The sequence below is a fragment of the Desulfovibrio sp. 6_1_46AFAA genome (assembly GCF_000224635.1).
Lineage (GTDB): Bacteria > Desulfobacterota > Desulfovibrionia > Desulfovibrionales > Desulfovibrionaceae > Desulfovibrio > Desulfovibrio fairfieldensis.
Genome location: NZ_JH114303.1, coordinates 160,785 through 182,953, shown reverse-complemented (window position 1 = coordinate 182,953; position 22,169 = coordinate 160,785). Strand labels below are relative to the sequence as shown.

The 22,169-nt window shown below is 60.1% G+C and carries 22 protein-coding genes and 2 tRNA genes; 18 read left to right on the top strand and 6 right to left on the bottom strand.

Annotation, left to right across the window (positions count from 1 at the left end):
• The first annotated feature begins 97 nt into the window (after positions 1-97).
• The 10 genes from xsc (at position 98) to tnpA (ending at position 11,468) form a co-directional block, all read left to right on the top strand.
• The gene (xsc, locus tag HMPREF1022_RS10535; RefSeq protein WP_008682430.1) at positions 98-1,837 is read left to right on the top strand and encodes a sulfoacetaldehyde acetyltransferase; all 1,740 of its coding nucleotides are present in this window, start codon (positions 98-100) and stop codon (positions 1,835-1,837) included.
• Positions 1,838-2,251: 414 nt separating this feature from the next.
• Positions 2,252-3,085, top strand: a complete 834-nt coding sequence (phnX, locus tag HMPREF1022_RS10530; protein WP_009303100.1) for a phosphonoacetaldehyde hydrolase — start codon at positions 2,252-2,254, stop codon at positions 3,083-3,085.
• Between the two features lie 765 nt (positions 3,086-3,850).
• On the top strand, positions 3,851-5,203 hold the full coding sequence (locus tag HMPREF1022_RS10525) for an SLC13 family permease (protein WP_008682420.1): 1,353 nt from the start codon (positions 3,851-3,853) through the stop codon (positions 5,201-5,203).
• Positions 5,204-5,225: 22 nt separating this feature from the next.
• Positions 5,226-6,071 (top strand): fumarate hydratase, encoded by an 846-nt coding sequence (locus HMPREF1022_RS10520; protein WP_008682418.1) that lies wholly within the window; start codon positions 5,226-5,228, stop codon positions 6,069-6,071.
• 14 nt (positions 6,072-6,085) lie between these two features.
• A complete protein-coding gene (locus tag HMPREF1022_RS10515) occupies positions 6,086-6,649 on the top strand; it encodes a Fe-S-containing hydro-lyase (protein WP_008682417.1) in 564 nt (187 codons plus the stop codon).
• A gap of 73 nt (positions 6,650-6,722) precedes the next feature.
• On the top strand, positions 6,723-7,352 hold the full coding sequence (locus HMPREF1022_RS10510) for a hypothetical protein (RefSeq protein WP_009303099.1): 630 nt from the start codon (positions 6,723-6,725) through the stop codon (positions 7,350-7,352).
• 10 nt (positions 7,353-7,362) lie between these two features.
• Positions 7,363-9,219, top strand: coding sequence for a fumarate reductase flavoprotein subunit (locus HMPREF1022_RS10505; RefSeq protein ID WP_008682415.1), 1,857 nt, complete (start codon positions 7,363-7,365; stop codon positions 9,217-9,219).
• An 11-nt stretch (positions 9,220-9,230) separates the two neighbouring features.
• Positions 9,231-10,016 (top strand): fumarate reductase iron-sulfur subunit, encoded by a 786-nt coding sequence (locus HMPREF1022_RS10500; protein WP_008682413.1) that lies wholly within the window; start codon positions 9,231-9,233, stop codon positions 10,014-10,016.
• Positions 10,017-10,136: 120 nt separating this feature from the next.
• Positions 10,137-10,829: a CBS and ACT domain-containing protein gene (locus HMPREF1022_RS10495; protein ID WP_008682411.1), complete on the top strand. Its 693-nt coding sequence runs from the start codon at positions 10,137-10,139 to the stop codon at positions 10,827-10,829.
• Between the two features lie 186 nt (positions 10,830-11,015).
• Positions 11,016-11,468 (top strand): IS200/IS605 family transposase, encoded by a 453-nt coding sequence (tnpA, locus tag HMPREF1022_RS10490; RefSeq protein ID WP_009303098.1) that lies wholly within the window; start codon positions 11,016-11,018, stop codon positions 11,466-11,468.
• Positions 11,469-11,650: 182 nt separating this feature from the next.
• Here the strand turns inward: tnpA and HMPREF1022_RS10485 are convergent, their stop codons facing one another.
• Positions 11,651-13,036, bottom strand: a complete 1,386-nt coding sequence (locus HMPREF1022_RS10485) for a sigma-54 interaction domain-containing protein (protein ID WP_009303097.1) — start codon at positions 13,034-13,036, stop codon at positions 11,651-11,653.
• Between the two features lie 212 nt (positions 13,037-13,248).
• Here HMPREF1022_RS10485 and HMPREF1022_RS10480 point away from each other — a divergent pair, with 212 nt between their 5' ends.
• Complete coding sequence (locus HMPREF1022_RS10480; RefSeq protein WP_009303096.1) at positions 13,249-14,439, top strand: sensor domain-containing diguanylate cyclase; 1,191 nt, start codon at positions 13,249-13,251, stop codon at positions 14,437-14,439.
• 135 nt (positions 14,440-14,574) lie between these two features.
• Here the strand turns inward: HMPREF1022_RS10480 and HMPREF1022_RS10475 are convergent, their stop codons facing one another.
• Together HMPREF1022_RS10475 and HMPREF1022_RS17420 are read right to left on the bottom strand one after the other, a co-directional pair.
• A complete protein-coding gene (locus HMPREF1022_RS10475; RefSeq protein WP_009303095.1) occupies positions 14,575-14,781 on the bottom strand; it encodes a helix-turn-helix domain-containing protein in 207 nt (68 codons plus the stop codon).
• 132 nt (positions 14,782-14,913) lie between these two features.
• The gene (locus HMPREF1022_RS17420; protein ID WP_083823289.1) at positions 14,914-15,228 is read right to left on the bottom strand and encodes a helix-turn-helix domain-containing protein; all 315 of its coding nucleotides are present in this window, start codon (positions 15,226-15,228) and stop codon (positions 14,914-14,916) included.
• A gap of 123 nt (positions 15,229-15,351) precedes the next feature.
• On the opposite strand from HMPREF1022_RS17420, the gene HMPREF1022_RS10465 reads away from it, so the two are divergent.
• Positions 15,352-15,699 (top strand): helix-turn-helix domain-containing protein, encoded by a 348-nt coding sequence (locus HMPREF1022_RS10465; protein WP_009303094.1) that lies wholly within the window; start codon positions 15,352-15,354, stop codon positions 15,697-15,699.
• Between the two features lie 23 nt (positions 15,700-15,722).
• On the opposite strand, the gene HMPREF1022_RS10460 is transcribed toward HMPREF1022_RS10465, so the two are convergent.
• Positions 15,723-15,986, bottom strand: a complete 264-nt coding sequence (locus tag HMPREF1022_RS10460; protein ID WP_009303093.1) for a helix-turn-helix domain-containing protein — start codon at positions 15,984-15,986, stop codon at positions 15,723-15,725.
• Between the two features lie 97 nt (positions 15,987-16,083).
• Here HMPREF1022_RS10460 and HMPREF1022_RS10455 point away from each other — a divergent pair, with 97 nt between their 5' ends.
• Positions 16,084-16,380, top strand: a complete 297-nt coding sequence (locus tag HMPREF1022_RS10455) for a helix-turn-helix domain-containing protein (RefSeq protein ID WP_009303092.1) — start codon at positions 16,084-16,086, stop codon at positions 16,378-16,380.
• A 183-nt stretch (positions 16,381-16,563) separates the two neighbouring features.
• Positions 16,564-17,448 carry a GIY-YIG nuclease family protein gene (locus HMPREF1022_RS10450; protein WP_009303091.1) on the top strand — a complete coding sequence of 295 codons (885 nt, stop codon included), beginning with the start codon at positions 16,564-16,566 and terminating at the stop codon, positions 17,446-17,448.
• A gap of 263 nt (positions 17,449-17,711) precedes the next feature.
• On the opposite strand, the gene HMPREF1022_RS10445 is transcribed toward HMPREF1022_RS10450, so the two are convergent.
• A tRNA-Ser gene (locus HMPREF1022_RS10445) sits at positions 17,712-17,806 on the bottom strand.
• Between the two features lie 250 nt (positions 17,807-18,056).
• Between HMPREF1022_RS10445 and HMPREF1022_RS10440 the strand changes: the two genes are divergently transcribed.
• Together HMPREF1022_RS10440 and HMPREF1022_RS10435 are read left to right on the top strand one after the other, a co-directional pair.
• Positions 18,057-19,763 (top strand): glutamine--tRNA ligase/YqeY domain fusion protein, encoded by a 1,707-nt coding sequence (locus tag HMPREF1022_RS10440; RefSeq protein ID WP_050801275.1) that lies wholly within the window; start codon positions 18,057-18,059, stop codon positions 19,761-19,763.
• Positions 19,764-19,866: 103 nt separating this feature from the next.
• A tRNA-Lys gene (locus HMPREF1022_RS10435) sits at positions 19,867-19,942 on the top strand.
• A 377-nt stretch (positions 19,943-20,319) separates the two neighbouring features.
• On the opposite strand, the gene HMPREF1022_RS10430 is transcribed toward HMPREF1022_RS10435, so the two are convergent.
• Positions 20,320-20,502 (bottom strand): hypothetical protein, encoded by a 183-nt coding sequence (locus HMPREF1022_RS10430; protein WP_008682388.1) that lies wholly within the window; start codon positions 20,500-20,502, stop codon positions 20,320-20,322.
• 654 nt (positions 20,503-21,156) lie between these two features.
• On the opposite strand from HMPREF1022_RS10430, the gene HMPREF1022_RS10425 reads away from it, so the two are divergent.
• Positions 21,157-21,579: a PA2779 family protein gene (locus HMPREF1022_RS10425; protein ID WP_009303089.1), complete on the top strand. Its 423-nt coding sequence runs from the start codon at positions 21,157-21,159 to the stop codon at positions 21,577-21,579.
• Positions 21,580-21,604: 25 nt separating this feature from the next.
• Positions 21,605-22,169 (top strand): tetratricopeptide repeat protein (locus HMPREF1022_RS18600; RefSeq protein ID WP_009303088.1); only part of this gene is annotated, 565 nt, incomplete at its 3' end.

The following is a 22,169-nucleotide window of genomic DNA, read 5'->3' as shown; positions in this document are numbered from 1 at the left end:
CCGTTTTTCTCCGACGTGCCGCGGAGATGCGGGCGCGAGGAACGGGCGGTTGCGGATCGCAAGCATCACAAACAGCGCGAAAGCAAAAGGAGCAATTATGCCTAAAATGACTCCCAGTGAGGCCATGGCCGAAGTCCTGGTGGAAGAAGGCGTTAAACACGTCAGCGGTATCCTCGGTTCCGCTTACATGGACCTGTTGGACCTCTTCCCGGCCGCGGGCATCGACTTCATCTCCGTGCGCCATGAGCAGACCGCCGGCCACATGGAAGACGCCTTCTGCCGCATGACCGGCAAAGCCGGCGTTGTCATCGGCCAGAACGGCCCCGGCATCACCAACTACGTGACCGCCGTGGCTACCGCCAACATGGCGCACAGCCCCATGATCATCCTTTCGCCCAGCGCCGGTTCCGCTTCCGTGGGCTGGGACGGCTTCCAGGAATGCGACACGTGGAATCTGTTCAAGCCCATCACCAAGGCTTCCCTGCGCGTGCCCCATCCCAAACGCGCCGCTGACATTCTGCGCACCGCCTTCCGCGCCGCCTACGCCATGCGCGGCCCCGTGCTGGTGGACATCCCGCGCGACTACTTCTACGGCGAGCTGGATGAAGAAATCCTGAAACCCTCCCAGTACCGCGTGGCCCCCGGCGGCATCGGCAATCCGGAAATGTTCAAGCACGCCGTCGAAGTGCTCAAAGCCGCCAAGAATCCCGTGATCGTGTCCGGCCGCGGCGTGGTTGACGCCGACTGCGTGGACACCGTCAAAGCCCTGGCCGAGCACATCGCCGCTCCCGTGGCCTGCAGCTACCTGCACAACGACGCCTTCCCGGCCGACCATCCGCTGTGGTGCGGCCCCATCGGCTACATGGGCTCCCATGCCGCCATGCGCCTGATGGAAAAGGCCGACGTGATCCTGGCCATCGGCAGCCGCCTGTCCTACTTCGGCACCCTGCCCCAGGACGGCATCAACTACTTCCCCAAGACGGCCAAGATCGTCCAGATCGACATCAATCCCATGCACATCGCCAAGACCCACCCCATCACCGTGGGGCTGTGCGCCGATGCCAAGGACGCTTCCGAAGAGCTGTACAAGCAGCTGCGTGACGCCATGCCCAAGAAGGACATCACGCCCGTGGCCAACAAGGTCAAGGAAGAGCTGGCCCTCTGGCACAAGGAAATCGACGAGATCTCCAACGAACCCGTGATCGAAGGCCGCCTGCACCCCCGCAAGGCCTTGGAAGTGGTCGGCAAGTTCATTTACGACAATGACGCCATCGCCACCACCGATATCGGCAACACCTCCTCCACGGCCAACAGCTACCTGCGTTTCCGTCATCCGAAACGCGACATCGCCACGTTGACCTTCGGCAACACCGGCTTCGCCTATCAGGCCGCTCTGGGCGCGCAGCTCGCCTGCCCGGACAAGCCGGTCGTCTCCATCGCCGGCGACGGCGCCTGGGGCATGAGCCTGTTTGAAGTGCCCACCGCCTGCCAGTTCAACCTGCCCGTCATCGCCACCGTGTACAACAACGGTGCCTGGTGCGCGGAAAAGAAGAACCAGGTGGACTTCTACAACAACCGCTTCGTGGGCGCGGACATCTGGTCCAAGTCCTACGCCAAGATCGCCGAATCCATGGGTGCCGACGGCTACACCGTCAACACCCAGGCCGACCTGGCCAACGCTCTGGAAACGGCCTACAAGAACCGCCGTCCGGCCGTCATCGAAATCATGACCGACGGCACCCGCCTTGCGCCGCCTTTCCGTCGCGACGCTCTGGCGCTGCCTACCCGCTTCCTGCCCAAGTACGAAAAGCTGGACAAGAAGTACTTCCCCAAATAAGTGACTGTTGACTGAACGCGGCCCCGCCGGATCTTCCGGCGGGGCCGCTGATTGACGGCGGCGCGGGGAAATTTCCCCGCGCTTTCTTTTTTTTAGAGTATTTCAACTTTGAAATGCTCTAACGCCGAACACGGCGCGGATTCCGGAAAAGCGACCGAAGGCAGCCCGAAGTGCTGTCCCCGTTGGCGACAACGGAGCCATACGGGGATCGACAGCAGCGATAACCGCGCTTTTTGCCGGAATGCCAACTTTGAAATTTATAAAATTTCAAAGTTAATCTGCTCTAGAACATATTGCGCTTGAGATTTCCGCTTGACGGCGGGCAAAGCACGCCTGCGAAAATCTCGCGGGCCTTGTAACAGTACAGAGTAATTTCATTGTGAAAATGCTCTAATCCGCACATGAGGACAGTTCATGAAGCCTTTTCTGCGTCGCACAGCATATATGGGGCCGATACAGGCCGTTATTCTGGATTGGGCCGGTACGGCGGTGGACCACGGTTGCCGGGGGCCGGTGGCCGTGTTTTCTCGGGCCTTTGAGCGCCACGGCATGAAGCCCGAGGTGGCTGAAGTGCGCGCTCCCATGGGCCGCGAAAAGCGCGAGCACGTGCAGGCCATGCTGGCCATGCCGCGCCTGGCCGAACTTTGGCGTGCCGGGCACGGCAATGCGCCCGACGATGCCGCCACGGATACGATTTTTGCCGCCGTGCAGGAACTGATGCCTGAAACATTGGCGGACTACGCCATGCCCGTGCCGGGCTGCGTGGAGGCTATTGCCGCCCTGCGCGCCAAGGGCCTCAAGATCGGCTCCTGCACCGGCTACAGCCGGGACATGATGGTGCGCCTCATGCCGCGTGCCGAGGCCGCCGGGTATAAACCCGACGCGGTGGTCACAGCCGACGAGGCGCCCCAGGGCCGCCCCTGGCCGTGGATGTGCTACCTCAATTGCATGCGTTTGGGCGTGCATCCGCCGGAGGCCGTGGTCAAGGTCGGCGACACCCTGGCCGACGTGGAGGAGGGCATCAACGCGGGGCACTGGAGCGTGGGCGTGACCCGTACCAGCAATGCCCTGGGCCTGACCGCCGAGGAAGCGGCGGCCCTGCCCGCCGACGAACTCTGCCGCCGCGAGGAGGAGTTGGGCCGCGCCTTCCGCGAGGCGGGCGCGCATTATGTGATTTCGAGCATTGCGGATCTGCCGGGCCTGATCGACAAGATCAACGCCCGCCTGGCAAAGGGCGAACGCCCGTAGACGGCGTTGGGAGCAATCCGTTTCCGGGCTGAGGCCGGGGCAGCGCCCGAGTCGGGCGTCCGGCCACTGTGTGACGGGCAGGGGGCAGTCCTGTGCCGTGAGCGGAAATATTGCGCCACGGTGAGAATTCTTCCGCCTGATCCAGCCTGATTTGCGCAGGATTTGTTCTTCGGCGTCGTCTCGAGCCGTTTGCGCTTGAAATTATCGCTTAACGGCGAAGCAAATTCGCCTTGCGATAATTTCGCGGTGCGGATTTCCGTGGAAAATCCGCACAGGGCGTTGGGATATTTTCAATATCAAAACGTTCTAAAAAGGCCCGGCCGGAAAGATTTCGGCCGGGCCTTTTTTGCGTCCGAGCGCCGTCCGCCCTGGCAGGCGCGGCGGACAATGGAATCAGCACCTGTATTGGTGGAATGTTTTCACAAAGTCCGTGTACTCTGCTATGGATGATGGGCTTTTTACTGTTGATACCATATATATTGCAATTTGGTATCACAGGTATAACAGGCATAAAAGAATTGTGATTTTTTACGCAACATGCGGATTTATAAAATTTTTTTCTCTATCTATCACGGTATGCTTGAAAAAAACATAAAAGTTGAGCAGTCATTCAACAAAAGGGGGTTGTCAGTATCGTTTCCGTATGCAATGCTTTTCCATCTTTTTCAAGTCATTCCGGCCAGCAGTGCGCCGGAGGCCGTGTGGACCCCGCTGGCGGCATGCGTGCGGGGACGCCTTCAACTCTGAAACTTTGGAGGTTGACGGATGAAACGGTTCTTTTTCCCGGCAGCAATGCTGCTGATCCTGGCTGTGTTGCTGGTGGGGCAGGACGCTCTCGCCGCCACGGGCATGGGCATAAAACTGCCTGAAGACCCCACCAAGGCCTACATTACCCTGGGCATCCTGGTAGCGGCGGCGGTCATGTTTTTCACCGAAATCGTGCCCCTGCCCATCACCGCCCTGCTGGTGCCGGTGGCGCTTTCCCTGACGCACGTCATTACCTCCAAGGTGGCCTTCAGCTATTTCGGCGATCCCACGGTCATTCTGTTCATGGCCATGTTCATCGTGGGCGAAGCCACGTTCATTACCGGCTTCGCGGACAAGGTCGGCGCGCTGGCCGTGCGGCTCTCCAAGGGCAATACCGTGCTGCTGCTGGTTTACACCATGGCCGCCGTGGGCCTGCTCTCCACAGTGCTGTCCAACACCGGCACCACCGTGGTGGCCGTGCCCATGATTCTGGGCATGTGCATCAAGGCCAAGCTGGCGCCGGGCAAGGTGCTCATGCCCGTGGCCTTTGCCTCATCCCTGGGCGGCACCGTGACCCTGGTGGGCACGCCGCCCAACGGCATCATCAACTCCATGCTGGCCCAGACCGGCCAGACGCCTTTCGGCTTCTTTGAATTCGGCCTGATCGGCATTCCCCTGCTGGTGGTGGGCCTGGCCTATTACGGCCTCATCGGCCACCGCTTTCTGCCCGAAGGCCGCCAGATGGACGACGATATCGTCACCGAGGGCCAGACGCGCCGTGAAAACAAGATGTGGTACTCCATCGCCATTTTCGCCTTTGTGGTCTTCATGATGGCCAGCGAACTCATGCCCCTGACCACCGCCGCCATACTGGGCGCCTGCCTGATGGTCATCTCCGGCTGCATGACCATGCGCGAGGCCTTCCGCAGCGTGGACTGGACCACCATCTTCCTCTTCGCGGGCATGCTCTCCATGTCAGCGGCCATGGCCAAGTCCGGCGCGGCCGCCATTGTGGCCAACGCCGTGGTGAGCATGGTTTCCGACCCCTGGATGCTCATGCTGGTCTGCTGCGCGCTCACCGCCCTGATCACCAACTTCATGTCCAATACGGCCACGGCCGCGCTCATGGCCCCGCTGGCCCTGCCCATCGCCCTGGCCAGCGGCATTTCGCCCCTGCCCATCACCATGGGCATCGCCATGTCCGCCTCGGCCTGCTTCCTGACGCCCATCGCCACTCCGCCCAATACCATCGTTTTGGGACCGGGCAAGTATAGCTTCCTGGACTATGTCAAGGCCGGCTGGCCGTTGCAGCTGATCACCCTGCTCATGTGCTGGCTGCTCATTCCCATGATCTGGCCTTTCCATCCGTAAGCCGTTCCGGCGGAGAGAGAATATGAAGGAAATTCACGTTACTACCATTACGGAGGCCGTGGCCGGCCTGGCCGTGGAAGCCTGTTGCCGCCTGCCCGAGGACATGGTTGAGGCCATGCGGGCGGCCCGCGCCCTGGAGCCGTCGCCGGTGGGCCGGAACATTCTGGACCAGATCCTGGAAAACGCGGCCATCGCGGCGCGCGAAACCATGCCCATCTGCCAGGATACGGGCCTGACCGTGGTTTTCGCCGAGGTGGGGCAGGATGTGCGCATTGTGGGCGGCGGCTTTGAGGGCGCCGTCAACGAAGGCGTGCGCCGGGGCTATGTGGACGGCTATCTGCGCAAATCCTGCGTGGCTGAACCGCTCTTCGAGCGCAAGAACACCAGGGACAACACCCCCGCCGTTATCCACACGCGCATTGTGCCCGGCGACAGCCTGCGCCTGCGCCTCGCGCCCAAGGGCGCGGGCTCGGAAAACAAAAGCGTGCTGAAAATGCTGGTGCCCGCCGACGGCATCGAGGGCGTGCGCCGGGTGGTGCTGGACGCTGTGCTGGCCGCCGGTCCCAATTCCTGTCCGCCCCTGGTGGTGGGCGTGGGCCTGGGCGGCACCATGGAAGTGGCGGCCATCTGCGCTAAGAAAGCCGCCGCTCGCGATCTAGAAAGCGTCAACCCGGACCCGCGCTACGCGGCCTTTGAACGGGAATTGCTGGAAATGATCAATAAGACCGGCATCGGCCCGCAGGGCCTGGGCGGCCTGACCACGGCCCTCAAGGTGCATGTGGAGTGGGCTCCCACCCACATCGCCTCCCTGCCCGTGGCCGTGAACATCAACTGCCACGCGGCCCGCCACGCGGAAGTCGTACTCTAAGAGGAGGGCGAGACATGTCCGACGATCAGGTCAAACGCATCCGCGCCCCTTTTGACGACGCCACGGCGCGCTCCCTGAGGGCCGGAGACAGGGTGCTGATTTCCGGCGTTATTCTGGCCGCGCGCGACGCGGCCCACAAGCGGCTGGTGGAGACACTGGACCGGGGCGAAGCGCTGCCCGTGGACCTGCGCGGCGCTGTTGTCTATTACGTGGGCCCCTCGCCCGCCAAGCCGGGCCAGGCCATCGGCGCGGCCGGGCCCACCACTTCGGGCCGCATGGACGCCTATACGCCCCGGCTGCTGGATCAGGGCCTCAAGGGGATGATCGGCAAAGGCTACCGCAAGCCGGAAGTGGTGGAAGCCATGAAAAAGCACGGCGTGCCGTATTTGGCCGCCGTGGGCGGCGCGGGCGCTCTCATCGCCCGCAGCATCAAAAAGTACACCGTGCTGGCCTATGAGGATCTCGGCCCCGAGGCCGTGGCCGCCATGGAAGTGGAGGATTTCCCGGCCATCGTGGTCATCGACAGCCTGGGCGACAATTACTACGAAACGGGCCAGGCCCCGTATCGGCAGTTGTAGCGGCTTGGCGCGCCGGGTCATTCCGGTGCGCCGCCGTGTCCGCAATACGGAATACTTTCCTAAAGGAGTTGCTATGGCGCCAATGAGATCCCCCGCCGACGCCCGGACCCGCCTGGATTTCTGGCAAGCCGCGTCCGGCGCGCTGCTGGCCCTTTTCGTCTGTGTCCATCTGCTGCTGGAAGGCAGCGTGGTGATCAGCCCCGCGCTGACCAACGGCATCGCCTGGCTGCTGGAAGCCACCTTTCTGACCCAGATCGTGGCCCCGCTCATCGTGCTGCTGGTGATTTTCCACTTCTGGATCGCGGCTCGTAAAATGCCCTTCCGCACCAATGAGCTGGGCATTTTCGTGCGCCACAGCAGAAGCCTGCGCGAGGCCGACACCTGGCTCTGGCTGGTGCAGGTCTTTACCGCCGTGGTCATTCTGGTGGGCGTGTTCTTCCACGTCTACACGGTCATGACCAACCTGCCCATCAACGTGGCGGGCAGCGCCAAGCGCCTGCACGATGGCTGGCTGGCTTTTTACGTGGTCTTTCTGCCCTGCGTCATTCTGCACACGGGCGTCGGCGTATATCGCCTGGCCGTGAAGTACGGCGTGTGCACCAAGGCCGAGCGCGCCCGTTGGCGCAGGTGGATATGGATTGTCATGGGCTGTTACCTTGTGCTCGGCGTGCTGGCTCTGACCCGCGTCTGGTTCCTGGGATAGGGGGGTGCGTATGCGTGTTTTTCAAAGTGATGTTCTCTGCATGGGCGCCGGTCTGGCCGGGGAGCGCGTGGCCGTGGAAGCCGCGCAGGCGGGCTTCAGCGTCATCTGTCTGAGTCTGGTGCCGCCCCGGCGCTCCCATTCCTCGGCGGCCATGGGCGGCATGCAGGCGGCCCTGGGCAATTCCATCATGGGCGACGGCGACAGCCCGGAAATCCATTTCAACGACACGGTCAAAGGCTCGGACTGGGGCTGCGACCAGGAGGTGGCCCGCCTGTTCGCCAAGACCGCGCCCATCGCCATGCGCGAAATGGCCTGGATGGGCGTGCCCTGGAGCCGGGTGGTGCCCGGCGAGCATACCTATTACAAGGGCGGCAAACCCTTTCAGGCCACGGAAAAGGCCGAGAATGAAGGCCTGATCCATTCCCGGGCCTTCGGCGGCACGGCCAAATGGCGTACCTGCTATACCTCGGACGGCACGGGCCATGCCGTGCTCTTCACCCTGGACAACCGCCTGCTGCAACTGGGCGTGGACGTGCACGACCGCGTGCAGGCCGAGGCCCTGGTGCATGACGGCGAGCGCTGCATGGGCTGCGTGGCCCGTGACCTGCGCACCGGCGAGCTGGTGGGCTATTTCGCCAAGGCCACGCTTATCGCCACGGGCGGTTACGGGCGCATCTACCGGGCCACCACCAACGCCGTGATCTGCGACGGCGGCGGCCAGATCACCGCCCTGGACACGGGCGTGGTGCCGCTGGGCAATATGGAGGCCGTGCAGTTCCACCCCACGGGCACGGTGCCTACGGACATTCTGGTGACCGAGGGTTGCCGGGGCGACGGCGGCACCCTGCTGGACGTCAACGAATACCGCTTCATGCCCGACTACGAGCCGGAAAAGGCCGAACTGGCCTCGCGCGACGTGGTTTCCCGCCGCATGACCGAGCATATGCGCAAGGGCTTCGGCGTGCCCAGCCCCTACGGCGAGCACCTCTGGCTGGACATCCGCCACCTGGGCGAAAAGCATATCACCACCAATCTGCGGGAAGTCTACGACATCTCCACGCACTTCCTGGGCGTGAACCCCATCCATCAGCTTATCCCGGTGCGGCCCACCCAGCACTATAGTATGGGCGGCGTGCGCATCAACAAGGACGGCCACGCCTACGGCCTCCAAGGCCTGTTCGCGGCGGGCGAAGCCGCCTGCTGGGACATGCACGGCTTCAACCGCCTGGGCGGCAACTCCCTGGCCGAAACCATCGTGTCGGGCCGTGTTGTGGGCAAGAAGCTTGTGGAGTTCCTGCAAGGCTATGAATGCGTGTTCTCCACGGCGGCCATGAGCGACGCGACGGCCAAGGTGCGCGAGCGCATCGAAAACCTGCTCCGGGGCACGGGCGACGATTGCTACACCCTGCGCAACGCCATGCAGGACATAATGATGGAGCACGTGGGCATCTTTCGCAACGGCAAGGATCTGGAAGCCGGTGTGGCGAAACTCCAGGATCTGCTGGAGCGCAGCAAAAACATGCGCCTGCGCGGCGGCAACATTCCCGGCCCGCACGGCGAACTTTCCATGGCCCTGCGCGTGCCGGGCATGCTCAAGCTGGCCCTGTGCACGGCCTACGGGGCGCAGCAGCGCACCGAGAGCCGGGGCGCGCACGCCCGCGAGGATTACCCCGAGCGCAACGACAAGGACTGGCTGGTGCGCACCCTGGCTACCTGGAAGGAGGGCGACAGCCTGCCCACCCTCAACTATGAAAAGGCCACGCCGTTCTATATCCTGCCGCCCGGCGACAGAGGCTACGGCGGCGGCAAGATTATCCCCGGCGACATCGGGGAGGGCGAAATTGAGCCCTTTGCGCAAAAGGTCTAAGGGAGGCCGACATGGGACGCAATCTGACGTTTGAGATCTTTCGCTACAATCCGCTGGATCCCCATTCCCAGCCTCACATGCAGACCTTTAACCTGGAAGAGCATCCCAGCATGACGCTCTTCATTGCCCTGAACATGATCCGCGAAACCCAGGACGCGAGCCTTCAGTTCGACTTCTGCTGCCGCGCGGGCATCTGCGGTTCCTGCGGCATGGTCATCAACGGCCGCCCGGGCCTAGCCTGCCATACCCAGACTTGCGATCTGCCCGCCCGCATCAGCCTGCACCCCCTGCCGGTGTTCAAGCTGCTGGGCGACCTTTCGGTGGATACGGGCACTTGGTTTCGGCATGTGGGCAAAAAGATCGAATCCTGGATTCACACCAACAAGGCCTTTGACCCGGACGCCCAGGAAGAGCGCATGGACAACGAACTGGCCACTCAGATCTTCGAGCTGGACCGCTGCATCGAGTGCGGCTGCTGTGTGGCGGCCTGCGGCACGGCGCGCATGCGCGAGGACTTTATCGGGGCCACGGCCATCAACCGTATGGCCCGTTTCTATATTGACCCGCGCGACAACCGCACCCCGGCGGATTATTACGACCTTATCGGCGACGACAATGGGGTTTTCGGCTGCATGGGCCTGCTGGCCTGCGACAACGTCTGCCCCAAACAACTGCCCCTGCAGGACCAGCTGGGCATCATGCGCCGCATGGTGTCCGCCGAATCCGTGCGCGGCATTCTGCCGGAATTCCTGCGCAAAAAGCTCCAGGGTTGCGGTTGCGATCACACACGGGCATAACCACGGAACGGCCGCCGTTACGCGGCGGCCTCAGCGTGATGACAAACCCCGCTTCGCGGGCTTTGCGCCGCCATCGACGCCAGAACCGTCGGGCGGAAATTCGCCAAAAGGAAGCATGCCATGCTGATACTTGACTGGATGAAATCCAATGTGATCTCGGTTCCGCCGGACGCCTCCCTGCTCCAGTGCCGGAAGCTGTTCAAGGACAACCACATCGGTCGCCTGCCTGTGGTGGATGCGGACAAGATTGTGGTGGGCCTGATTTCCGCCTCGGACATCAACGCCTTCGCGCCCCAGCGCACCACGGGCCTTGAAATCCTGGAAGTGCTCGACATTCTGGGTGAAACCCCGGCCAAGCAGATCATGACCGTGGACCCGGTGACCATCAATTACAAGGGCACGGTGGAGCAGGCCGCCCAGCGTATGATTGAAAAGCGCGTGGCCTGCCTGCCGGTGGTCAATGACGAGGAAAAACTGGTCGGCATTCTCACCGAATGGGACATTTTCAAGGCCCTGGTCAGCATCAGCGGAGCCGCCATGCCCGAGGGCGTGGAAATGGCCTTCAAGCTGGAGAACAAGCGCGGCACCCTGCGCGAGATTCTGGATATGCTCAAGGAATACGGGGTGCGCATTTCCACAGTGCTCTCGATCATTTCCGACGACGGCATGCGCCAGGTGAAAATCCGTTTCTGGTCCGAAGACGCGGAGGCGGAAAACAAGGCCCTGGAAAAGCTCAAGGACCACGCCGGGCTGCGCTACTGGGCCCGTGGGGGCGAAGTCTATCTGCGCGACAAGCCGGATTTCAAACTCTGAGCCGACGCACGGCGCCGAACCTGAATCACAAGGCCGCCCATCGGGCGGCCTTTTTTTTTTTATGATCGAAAACTCCCCGCTAAGCGGGGAGTTCCAAAAAGGCGAAGCCTATAGCTGTCAAAAAAGAAGCTCTTCTTTGCTACAAAAAAGTTGTCCTGACTTCCGTAGTAGCAAAGGAGAGCGACAATGGATGATCAAAGTTTAGAGCACACGCGTTGGAATTGCAAATATCATATCGTGTTTGCACCGAAATTCAGGCGCAAAATTATTTATGGCAAATACAAGAAAGAAATTGGCCTGATATTAAGGAGGTTGTGTGAGTATAAAAAGATTGAAATATTAGAAGCGCATGCATGTATTGATCACGTCCACATGTGCATAAAAATACCTCCCAAGTATAGCGTGGCACAAATCATGGGATACTTGAAGGGAAAAAGCGCGTTAATGATATTCGAGCAGTTTTCGAACTTGAAATATAAGTCTGGGAACCGTCATTTCTGGTGCAAAGGCTATTTTGTCAGCACGGTAGGGGTGAATGAAGCCACTCTTTTGAAGTATATTCGTGAGCAAGAGATACGAGACAAAATAGCCGATCAGCATAGTTTGTTTGAACATAAAGACCCATTTATGGGTCGCTAGGAATAGCGGCGGAAGTCAGGTCTGACCTCCTTCAGGGGGCGGACGAGTAACAGGCCCTTATAGGGCCAAATCAAACCGCCCCTTGAAGGGGCGGTGCTGATTGGCGGAAACGATATTCAACGCCCCGGCGGTTCGAGGCGTCGGTCGGGCAATCAGCGGACGTGTTTTCAGGCCTGTTAAATCTATGTGCTCCGGCGGCTGATGCCGTACTTGCGCAGCTTTTCGTACAACGTGGCGCGCGCGATATGCAGGGTGCGCGCCGTGCGCGAGACATTGCCGCCCTGTTCGGCCAGCACCTTGCGGATGACCACGGCCTCGGTGTCGGCCATGATGTCGGAAAGGTCCCCGGCGGCGGCCACGGCGCGCAGGGGCAGATCCGCGCTGGGCAGGGTGTCCGGCGGGAAGTCGTCCACCTGGATCACGTCGCCGTGGCGCATGGTGGCCGCGTGCACCACGGCATTGTGCAACTGCCGCACGTTGCCCGGCCAGGAAAAGGCCAGCATGGCCGCCTCGGCTTCCGGGGCAAAGGCCAGATGCTCCAGGCCCATGCGCGAAAGCACATAGCGGGCGATGGGCAGGATGTCGTCCGCGCGTTCGCAGAGCGGCGGAATTTCCAGCACAAAGGTGTTGATGCGGTAGTAGAGATCCTCGCGGAAGGAACCCGCGCTGAGCATGGCCGAAATGTTCCGGTTGGTGGCCGCCACCAGGCGGAAATCCACGTTGCGGGCATTGACCGAGCCCACCCGGCAGACGCTGCGGCTTTCCAGCACGCGCAGCAGCTTGGCCTGGATCTCGGGCGGCATTTCCCCGATTTCGTCCAGAAAAAGGGTGCCCTTGTCGGCCAGTTCGATCTGGCCGATCTTGCCGTCCTGGTGCGCGCCGGAAAACGCGCCGCGCGCATAGCCGAACAGCTCGGATTCAAAAAGATCCTTGGGGATGGCCGCGCAGTTGATGCTGACCAGCGGGCCTTCGGCGCGCGGGCTTTCGGCGTGCAGGGCATGGGCAAAGAGTTCCTTGCCCGCGCCGGTGGCGCCCAGAATCAGCACCGGCGCGTCCAGTTGGGCGTAGCTGCGCACCTGCTGCTTGAGGCGGCGCATGGGCGCGCTTTCGCCCAGGATGCTGCGCAGGCTGTACTGCGGGGCCAGGCTGGCCTTGATCCGCCGCTTGTACTGATTGAGGGTGTGGCCCAGATGGTCGATTTTGGAGGAAAGTTTTTTCAGCTCTTCGGGATCGTTGAAAATAGCCTGGGAAACCATGCCCGCCAGCCGCCCCTGGCCGTCGCGCACCGGGATGCGGTTGACCACCACGGGCAGGGCGTTGCCCGGCCCGAGCTGGCAGAGTTCGCCCATTTCGGCCCGGCCGTCGCGCAGCACCACGCGCGCGCGCGAGTGAGGGATGATCTCCGTGATGTCGCATCCCAGCAGGTCTTCGGGCCGCTGGCCCAGCAGATCGGCATAGGCCTTGTTCACAAAACGGATGATGTAGTCCATGTCGCAGAACAGCACGCCCATGGGCAGGCTGTCCAGAATGAGGGAGGTCATCTCGCTGTTTTTTGTGAAGGGGGACATGGAAAACTCCTCGGTCGCGCCGCGCATCGCGCGGCAACCCTATTCCTTATACAGGCGGGAGGGGGTTGAGGCAAGTTCCGCGCCCGCCGGGACGCGCGGCAGCTTTTCGTTGAATCATGCCCGACCCTGGTGTATAGTCCCCTATACTACTATGCGCCTGCAGTCCGCATCCGGTGGTCTTTTCAGCCGGGTACGCACCCTGGACCGGAGACATGAACACGGATTCCATCAGTACGCCGCTGTCCGGCACGGAAAGAAAAATCCTGCTGAGCGTCCCCCTGGCAATTCTGGCCACGGCGATCTCCATTTTCGGGATTTTTTATTACCAGGTGACCAAGGGCGTCAGCAACACGGTGCTGGAGCGTTCGGGCGCCATCTTTTCCTATTTGACCGACCGCATTCCGCCGCAAAGCCTGGTGGAGCTCAACAGTGCCGCCGACGAAGGCGGCCCCCTGTATGACGAGGTTCAGGATCTGCTCACGAGCGTGCGCCAGTTGACGGCGGTGCGCTATCTCTATACGGCCCGGCTCAATGATCAGGGCAAGGCCGTCTATGTGGTGGACGGCCTGGACCCGGCCGCCGAAGACTTCCGCCACATCGGGGATCTCATCGAGCCCGAGGTGCTGCCCCTGCTGACGCGCTGCCTCCAGGGGAATCCCGCGCATGCGGACAAGGTGATCAGCACGGACTGGGGCGACGTGCTGCCCGCCTGCGAGCCCATCCGCCGGGACGGCCGCACTGTGGGGGCCATTGTCATGGAGTTCGACGCGGGGCTTATTTCCGGGAGCATCCGCAAGGCGCTGTCCATCAGCCTGATCGGCTCCTGCTCTCTGGTGGTCCTGTTCATCTTTGTCACCACTTGGCTGCTGCGCCGCCTTTCCGTGCCCCTGTACCGCAAACTGGCCTATACCGACCTGCTCACCGGCATCAACAACCGCAATGCCTTTGAGCTGGATACCAAGCGTCTCTGTAGTCGCAATGAGCAGCAGGGACTGAGCGTGCTGGCCTGCGACCTGAACATGCTCAAAAAGGTCAATGACCAGCGTGGCCACGCCGCCGGGGACCAGTACATCATCAGCCTGGCGCGCCTGCTGGTGGAGCGCTTCAAGGACCGGGGCCAAACCTACCGGACCGGCGGCGACGAGTTCGCCACCCTGCTGCGGAATGTGGATGTGGCCGCCCTGCGGGCCGAAATGGACGAACTGCACGCGCGGGCCCTGCGCATCAGCGTGGCGGGCTTTCCGCTCTTTTTCGCTTACGGCATCGCCAGCTTTGACCCGGAGCGCGATGCGGACATCCACGCCACCCTGACCCGCGCGGATGCCGAGATGTATGCCCACAAGCGCGCGTTAAAACGGGAGCGGGAACAGGAAGAACTCCTGTCGCCGGACCAAAATTCTTAGAGCGGTTCACGCATGAAATGCGGCAACCGCTCAATTCTTGCCGCGAAATACGAGCAGGCGGGCGTTGCTCGCCGTAAACGAGCATTTCAAGTGTTAAATGCTTATATATGTCCGGGCGCTGCCGGATGCGAGACCTCATTTTTTACTGTGCGTGAATAATCGGCAGATATTCACATTCAGAGCGTCAGCCAATTTTTCCAGCGTCAGCAGCTTGCACGTCGCTATTCTTTCATCCCTGGCCCGCGCGACAGTATCGGGCGCCACTTTTGACCTGTATTGCAATTCCTCATAGGTCATCCCTTTTTCTTCCATTATTTGGCTTAAGTGGCTGATTATAGGCATGCATCCTTCCCATTTTACTTGGATGTAGCCTAGAATTTCTTGACGTTCACTTGGCTATAGCCTAGTACAACGAAAGAAACCGCTCATAATCTGGATCAGGAAGGAGGCATGCGGTTTGCGGCGGCATATCTGTCAGGCGTTTTTCTTTTCTTTCTTTTTTCCAACAGTCATTTCCAACTGCTCGTTGCCGGAATCTTGTTTTTCTTCCGCCAATGCCGCCCAACTCAGTTTCGCGGCAGCATCGACCAATTCTCCCGGTTCCATGCCTATAGCCTGTGCGAGCAACAAAATAGTAGTGAAGCGCGGCTCGCTTCTGTCATGCTCGATGTTATTGAGATAGCGAGTACTTCGACCCAAAAGTTGCGCAAGACGGTATTGGGTGATGTTCCGTCTTTTGCATTCCTGAACCAGTGCTGCACCAAATCGAGATGGGGGTCTTTTACGCATCCCATATACATACTTGACAGCTGCTTAAAAAATAGCTGATCTATTTATCAGGTGACAAATAAATATGCTATTTAATATAGCGAAATTTAACGTTTTATTTGATTTATAGGATGGAGAAATTTTATGTCTTCCGCACTGGAGCGCGTTTTTCAAACGGCAGGCTGCCGCACCCAACAACAATTGGCTGAATTTTTGGGCATCAGCCAATCCTCCATATCAGATGCGAAAAGGCGGGAAGTCATCCCGGCTGAGTGGCTGCTTAAACTTTTGCGTGACAGGGGTGTCAATCCAGACTGGATTCTGACAGGGGAGGGCGTGCACTATTTGCGGTCGGCGGAATCGGAAGAGCCCGTTTTTCCGGCTGAGCGCGTGATCGAAATCCGCCCGCCGGAACAGTGTTCGGCGCAGGAACTGATCAACGAGTTGGTGCGTCGGGCGTTGGGGGAACGGATGGGATGCGAAACATCGTGATGTGTTACTGAATGGTCTGCTCGTTATTCCAGCCGGTTTTTATCGTTCAGGTATGCCTGCCGTTGCATGGCCTCCAGCAACAACTTGTCCGCGTCGATGCCGAATGCCATCGCTATTGCAACAAAAACCATGACAGAAGGATTTCCTTGGCGCATTTCAATAACCCTTACATGCGATATGGAAATGCCGGTTTTGGCGGCCAGAATTTTACGCGTCCAGTTGCGCTTTTCTCTGTGCTCGCGGATAATTTGCCCCAAGGCGAGACAAAAGTTTGAACTATCCTTCATTACTACCAAATAGCATTGGATTGCTTAACCCACACCTGAATGATAATATATTATCACTCAGATGTGTCGTTTTTTATGTCGAAAAGGAGAATGTGGGATGAGCGTTAGTTTGCTTTCTGACTTCGCGGCGGCAATGGAGCGCATCCGAGCCGTGACCGGGTGCGGAACCCAGCGAGAGCTGGGCAGGTTTTTAGGCATCAACCAGTCAGCCATTTCGGACGCGAAACGGCGCGGGACTATTCCGGCGGAATGGCTGCTCACGCTCCTGCGCGGCAAAGGGATAAACCCGGACTGGATATTGACGGGAAAGGGCGCGCGCTGCTTGCGCCCGGCGGAACCGGCAGAAGCCGCTTTTCAGACTGTGAGCGTAACGGACATCAGTCCGCCGGAATAATCTTCGGCTTGGGCATTGATTGCCGAACTCGCGCGCCGGGCGCTGGCGGAACGGAAAGCGACGAGCCATAGAGATGCGGAGCAGGGAAATCTACACGAAAAGCGGCAGACCAGGACTTTTCAGCCTATGGTTTATTGACTCGCGCAAGTTGGGGGCTGTAGATTCGCAGAGAAGGGGGAGGATATGCCGGGAGCCTACTCAATACGAATCTTTCTGCCGAACGGCGAGCCCAATGGGCTGCGGATTTTAAGCCGTCCGAACTGGACGGGAACCGGAGTCACCTTTGCCCGCACAGGCTTTCAGGAGGCTACAAAGCGTAAAGAGTTGTCGCAGGCCGGTGTTTACGTGCTTGTGGGTAACAGTGAGGACAGCACCTTGCCGACAATCTATATCGGTGAAGGAGATCCTGTCCTCGGACGTCTGAAAAGCCATAACCTCAACAAGGACTTCTGGAATTGGGCCGTCGTTTTCACTACGACGGACAACAGCCTGAACAAGGCGCATATCCAGCATCTTGAAAGCAGACTTGTGGAACTTGCCAAAGACCGCAAGCGCTGCAACCTTGAAAACGGCAATCAGCCGCAGCCGCCGACGCTCATCGAGTCCGAACTCGCCGACATGGAAAGCTTTCTCGGCTATATGCTCGGCGTGTTCCCTCTGATAGGGATTGATATATTTGAAAGTGCAAAAAGTACGGGGAAAGCCAAATCCAAGGATATGTTCTCCTTGAAGGGCCGTGACGGTATTTTTGCCAAAGCGGTGCAGAACCCCAGCGGATTTATTGTGCTGAAAGATTCCACGGCCGCGCCGGGAACAACGCCAAGCATCTCAAAGAGCATTAAAGCATTCCGTGAAGACTTGATCCGCCAGGGCGTCCTGCTCAAAAACGGCGAGCTTTATACCTTTACGCAGGATTATACCTTCTCATCTCCCAGCATGGCGTCATCGGTCACACTTGGTCGCAATACCAACGGGCGTTCCATCTGGAAAGACAAGAGCGGCAAATCCCTGAACGACCTGGCGGCGGAATCCACGGATTGCGACCCGCAGGATGAAAAGAGCACATAGCGGGCGGCATCGTGCATCCTGTTGCGGAAAACACAATTCCTTGAGCAGGGGCACGACCATATGCCGAAAACTATGCAAGAAATTTTTTTGAGCCGTATCCGTCAACGTGGATAGGTTTGAGCAGGGCATTTATCGTTCGGCCCCATTAATGTTTTTACCATGCAAAAAGTTGGCTGTGCCGTCTGCAGCTTGATGATTTTACCTCTGCTTATAAAAAACAAAAGGGCTTACGCTGTTAACGCAAGCCCTTCGTTTACTGTATGTGGCGGAGAGGGAGGGATTTGAACCCTCGATACAGGTTTAAGCCCGTATACTCGCTTAGCAGGCGAGCTCCTTCGGCCGGCTCGGACACCTCTCCGCATGGTTCAGCATGTACAATGGCAAACCGTGAGGTTGGAAGCTAGCTCAGTCCGGCGTTACTGTCAAGGGCGGGGGCCGTCTTTCCGGCGCGGCGCGGTTCTGATCTCGTGCGTTTTTGAGGGCTGTCGCTTCCGGTGTCGCGGTCCGGCGCGCATTGACCCCCGGCGCGGCTTGGCGTATTTTTACAAATTCCCGTTTATCACTTCCGCATGGAGCGCACTATGGCCCCCACCAGCAAGCCCGACACGATGCAGACCGGCAATGACGCCACGGCCCGCGAAGCGGCCAAGCCCGGCGTGGACTTCATCCGCGCCCGGATTCAGGAAGACAATGCCTCGGGCCGTTTCGGCGGCCAGGTGCACACGCGCTTCCCGCCGGAGCCCAACGGCTATCTGCACCTCGGGCACGCCAAGTCCATCTGTCTCAATTTCGGCGTGGCCAAGGAGTTCGGCGGTCTCTGCAATCTGCGCTTTGACGACACCAATCCCACCAAGGAAGAGACCGAATACGTGGAGTCCATCCGCGAGGACGTGCGCTGGCTGGGCGGGGACTGGCAGGACCGCGAATTCTACGCCTCCAACTATTTTGAAAAGCTCTACGAATACGCCGAACAGCTCATCAAAATGGGCAAGGCCTATGTGGACGACCTCTCCGCCGAGGAGATCCGCGAATATCGCGGCACGCTCACTGAGCCCGGCCGCGAGAGCCCGTACCGCAACCGCAGCGTGGAGGAAAACCTGGATCTCTTCCGCCGCATGCGCGCCGGAGAGTTTCCGGACGGCGTGCGCGTGCTGCGGGCCAAGATCGACATGGCCTCGCCCAACCTGGTCATGCGCGACCCCACGCTCTACCGCATCCGCCACGCCGAGCACCACCGCACGGGCAATGTCTGGTGCATCTATCCCATGTATGATTTCACGCACTGCCTGTCCGACTCGCTGGAGGGCATCACGCATTCGCTCTGCACCCTGGAATTCGTGAACAACCGCGAGCTTTACGACTGGGTGCTGGACACTCTGGGCGTGTACCACCCGCAGCAGATCGAATTCGCCCGCCTGAACCTGACCTACACTGTGCTCTCCAAGCGCAAGCTGATCCAGCTGGTCAAGGAAGGGCACGTCCGGGGCTGGGACGACCCGCGCATGCCCACCCTCAGCGGCCTGCGCCGCCGGGGCGTGCCCCCCTCGGCCCTGCGCGAGTTCTGTGCCCGCATCGGCCTGGCCCGCGCCGATTCCATTGTGGATTACTCCATGCTGGAATTCTGCATCCGGGAGCACCTCAACGCCGGAGCCCCGCGCGCCATGGCCGTGCTGGACCCCATCAAGGTGGTTATCGAGAATTATCCGGAAGGGCAGGTGGAGGAATTCGAGATGCCCTACCATCCGGAAGACCCCGACTACGGCAGCCGCAAAGTGCCGTTCTCGCGCGAGCTGTATATCGAGCACGACGATTTCCGCCAGGACCCGCCCAAGAAATTCCACCGCCTTTTTCCCGGCGCGGAAGTGCGTCTGCGCTATGCCTATTTCATCACCTGCCGCGAGGCTGTGCTGGATGAGGCGGGCAATGTGAAGGAGCTGCGTTGCGTGTACGACCCCCAGAGCCGGGGCGGGCAGAGCCCGGACGGCCGCAAGGTCAAGGGCACTATCCACTGGGTTTCGGCGGCCCACGCCCTGCCTGCGGAAGTGCGCCTCTATGAGCAGCTCTTCGCGGTGGAAAACCCCAATGCCGCGCCCGAGAGCAAGACCTTTCTGGACAACCTCAATCCGGATTCGCTGCGCATGGTGCGCGCCCTGTTGGAACCGGCCCTGGCCGACGCCGAGGTGGGCCGGACCATGCAGTTCGAGCGTCTGGGCTATTTCTGCAAGGATAAGGACAGCACGCCGGAACTGCCCGTGTTCAACCGCACGGCCACCTTGCGCGATACCTGGGCCAAACTGGAAAAGAAGGGCGAGTAAGTCTCGTTGCCCGGAGGCAAGGCGCGCTGTGCCGCATCCCGGCCATAATCCGCGCGGCGGGCTTGACACTCCGGGGGCAAGCGGCTATGGTGTCCCCCTCAATGGGTCGTTAACTCAGTAGGTAGAGTATCTGCCTTTTAAGCAGAGAGTCGCAGGTTCGATCCCCGCACGACCCACCAATTTTCCATCTCACGAAGCCCCGCAAAGCCCAAAACGCCTTGCGGGGCTTCACTTTTTCCGGATGTTCCGTCCCGGATTTCCTGCCCGCGCGCCTGGAACGCAACGTGGATTTGCCCGAGAGCAATGGCCGACATCAGCAGTCCTGGCTTTTCCGATCATCTGCAAAAAGTGCCACCACAGGCGATATCCCAACGCAATCCCCAGTTCCAGCGCCAGCCCAAATTCATTGCCATCGACATCGAGATGTCTGATTGCTTTAAAGAATGCCTGTGCGGCAACGGCCCCATGCTTGCTGTTCCCCCCATTTTTTCCGCTTGGCAACCCGGCCCCGCAAGGGGTGGGCCGGGTTCCCCCAAGAACCCGGCCCATCCTTTACTTAGTTGTCCTTAACCTCCTTTGGAAACACTGCGGAAAATACCTGGCAGGCATCGGCCACGGCGTCTTTCGGACTCAGTTCCGGATCCAGCGCCAGCATGATGCAGGCTGAATGAGCAACCGCAAGCCGCGTTTCGTGGTCGAATTCCGCCACCGTCTGTATCTGTTCCGCTTCCACTACCATGTGCAATCCCTCCTAATTTGATCGCACCCCCCTAGGCGCTGTTTCTGAATTGTCCTTTCGCCCTTTGCCTGCGTCAGGCTCGCCCCATGCGAAGGTCAGGTTTGAATATGCTCCCTTCGCCTCGCCTTTCTTGGCAGAGGATGGCAATTCTTATTCAGAAACGGTCCTAGTTATTATGAAGATTCCATTATAGCCAAAAATAGATAATTTGCTATAAGAATTTATATTTTTTGAATGATTATTTATTAATATCAATAAGTTATATTTTGCAACCGAGAGGGGTTCTTATGCGCCCGACCCTATTTCTCCCGCGCGGACAAAAAAGGCCGGGCAGAAGAGGCTTTTCCGGCCTAAGACTATATTGGGGAATGAAGGCTGGTTGGGGATGTTCGTTGTGGTGTCCTCGTAAACTGCCGGCTTTGCATCCGGCGAATTGTCATCGTCACTTCGAGATGACGCGGGCCGGACGCCCCCTGTTTTGCCGCCGCTACACTTTTGTCGGGACGGCCTCGGCCGCCCGGCAGGCGGTCGTCAGCGCCGGTTTCCGCGTACAAAATTTTGGCGTTGACGACCCGGGGGCTAAGGGCTAGGGGGGAATCGTCGAAAAGCGGCTTTGTATGTGCCAACTGGTTTCACATTTACCGGATGAATGCCATGCGAATGTCTCTGTGCCTTTTCAGAGTGGCGGCGCTGCTGCTCATCCCGCTGTTGGCGGTGAGTCCGCGCGCCGTGGCCGGTTTCATTCCCACCCTTTACAACCTTTCGGACGAGGGTTCGCGTCGGCTGGAGGCGGCGCGGCGGGATCTGGAAGGCAAGATCGTACGCCACTATCTCATGGCGCGCGGCCAGCAGGAAGAGGCGGCGGCCAAGGCCGCGGCCGCCATGAGCGACGAGCAGCGCCGCAAAACCATTGATGTGGAGATTCCCAAATACATCAAGGGCAGCTCCGGCGACGGCCTGCTGGTCCTGCTGGCGATCCTGCTCGTGGGCGGCGCCGTGCTGGGAGCCGCGCTGGGAGGATCATCCTCCCACTGCGATGACGACGACTACAATCATAACCGATATTGCTGCCCCTGAGACGGCGGAGAAAGGAGGATTTGCCATGCGCATATCGCTCAACAGCCTGGGCTGTCTTATAGGGGCCTTGCTGCTGCTTTGCTGCGCGGCCTGTGGGCCGCATCATCTGCCTGATCCCCTGATGCCCGAGGAACATCTGGACTTGGGCAAGGCCTACGAGGCACGGGGCGAAACCGAACGCGCCCAGGGCCAGTATACGGCGGCGGCCGTCACGGTGCCGGAAGGAGATTTCTATCTCGGCAACCTGGCCGCCGCTACCGGGCAGGACGCCGTTGCGCTGGAGTATTACCGCAAAGCCCAGCCGGATATGCCCGATGACCCGCATCTGAACAACAATCTGGCCTGGGTGCTCTGTCGCCTGGGTGAAAAAAACAATGATAAAAAGCAATTGCAGGAAGCCAGCGCCCTGGCCCGCAAGGCTCTGGCCATCGCGCCGCCGGACCTGAAGCCCCTGTGCGAGGATACCTTGCATCGCACGCAACAGGTCCTGCGCGGCGAAGCGCCCACGGAAAAGACCCTGCCGCCGCCGCGCCGTCGGCGTGCCCGCCAGGACGCCGGTGTGCCCGGCGGAACCGCGGCCCAGCCGACTG